Annotated in this window: 11 tRNA genes; all 11 read right to left on the reverse strand. The window is 48.6% G+C overall.

Annotated elements, in window-relative coordinates:
- Window positions 1-35: 35 nt before the first annotated feature.
- Window positions 36-109, reverse strand: a tRNA-Trp gene (locus V7127_RS11930).
- Window positions 110-114: 5 nt separating this feature from the next.
- Window positions 115-199 (reverse strand) — tRNA-Tyr (locus tag V7127_RS11935).
- A gap of 31 nt (window positions 200-230) precedes the next feature.
- Window positions 231-306, reverse strand: a tRNA-Phe gene (locus tag V7127_RS11940).
- A 6-nt stretch (window positions 307-312) separates the two neighbouring features.
- Window positions 313-389: transfer RNA gene (locus V7127_RS11945), tRNA-Asp, on the reverse strand.
- Between the two features lie 3 nt (window positions 390-392).
- Window positions 393-466, reverse strand: a tRNA-Met gene (locus V7127_RS11950).
- A 177-nt stretch (window positions 467-643) separates the two neighbouring features.
- A tRNA-Ser gene (locus tag V7127_RS11955) sits at window positions 644-736 on the reverse strand.
- Window positions 737-754: 18 nt separating this feature from the next.
- Window positions 755-831: transfer RNA gene (locus V7127_RS11960), tRNA-Met, on the reverse strand.
- A 19-nt stretch (window positions 832-850) separates the two neighbouring features.
- Window positions 851-926 (reverse strand) — tRNA-Ala (locus tag V7127_RS11965).
- 58 nt (window positions 927-984) lie between these two features.
- Window positions 985-1,059: transfer RNA gene (locus tag V7127_RS11970), tRNA-Gly, on the reverse strand.
- Window positions 1,060-1,165: 106 nt separating this feature from the next.
- Window positions 1,166-1,238, reverse strand: a tRNA-Val gene (locus tag V7127_RS11975).
- Window positions 1,239-1,298: 60 nt separating this feature from the next.
- A tRNA-Glu gene (locus V7127_RS11980) sits at window positions 1,299-1,373 on the reverse strand.
- Window positions 1,374-1,445: the final 72 nt, after the last annotated feature.

Raw genomic sequence — 1,445 nt, forward strand, 5'->3', positions numbered from 1 at the left:
CGCCACAACCGCCATAATTCATATATAATTTTATTTGGCAGGGGTAGTAGGAATCGAACCCACATCAAAGGTTTTGGAGACCTTCGTTTTACCATTAAACTATACCCCTATAAATGGTGGTGGGGGACGGATTCGAACCGCCGAACCCAAAGGGAGCGGATTTACAGTCCGCCGCGTTTAGCCACTTCGCTACCCCACCATATAAAAAAATAGGGATTTATATTATTAAATGGTGGCTCAGGACGGAATCGAACCGCCGACACAAGGATTTTCAGTCCTTTGCTCTACCGACTGAGCTACTGAGCCACAATATGGCGGTCCGGACGGGACTCGAACCCGCGACCTCCTGCGTGACAGGCAGGCATTCTAACCAACTGAACTACCGGACCAGATTGCGGGGACAGGATTTGAACCTGCGACCTTCGGGTTATGAGCCCGACGAGCTACCGGACTGCTCCACCCCGCGATAATAGTATTTATGTGATTTTTACTATGCTCATATAAAGCATAAGGACTGTCCCGATCTCAGGATGCTTAATCAAGCAGCAGCTCGATCGGTACAACTCGCAGTTGATTCAAGGAGTAACGCTCGTTGCTCCACCCCGCGATAATAGTATTTATATAATTTTTACCAAGCATTATATGGAGGAGGAAAGGGGATTCGAACCCCTGCGCGGTTTGACCCGCCTGTCGGTTTTCAAGACCGATCCCTTCAGCCGGACTTGGGTATTCCTCCAAAACAATATCATAAATATGGTAGCGGCGGAGGGGATCGAACCCCCGACCTTACGGGTATGAACCGTACGCTCTAGCCAGCTGAGCTACACCGCCAAAATAAAGTATATTTTTATGGTGGAGCCTAGCGGGATCGAACCGCTGACCTCCTGCGTGCAAGGCAGGCGCTCTCCCAGCTGAGCTAAGGCCCCATAAAGATATAAAGTAACATAAGTACAATTAATACCTATACTGCCAAAAGTACAATTTTGGAGCGGAAGACGGGATTCGAACCCGCGACCCCCACCTTGGCAAGGTGGTGTTCTACCACTGAACTACTTCCGCACATCATAAATGGTGAGGATAGTGCTCTATAAAAAATACCGGAGAGATGTTAACATCTAACTAATTGAATGCAGTCAGTTGTTCAGGTCTACACCGGTAAATGAGATGGAGGATGACGGGATCGAACCGCCGACCCCCTGCTTGTAAGGCAGGTGCTCTCCCAGCTGAGCTAATCCTCCTCAGCGCAAAAGTGCAAATGCACATCAGTTAACATACATCACTTCTACTATGCTGTAAAATGGTGACCCGTACGGGATTCGAACCCGTGTTACCGCCGTGAAAGGGCGGTGTCTTAACCGCTTGACCAACGGGCCAATTTATTTGAAATGATTATGCATTTCTCAAAAATAATAGCCCCTTTGGGGCTAGCCTAGCGACGTCCTACT

Source organism: Bacillus sp. JJ1773, from assembly GCF_036962035.1.
GTDB lineage: Bacteria > Bacillota > Bacilli > Bacillales > Cytobacillaceae > Cytobacillus.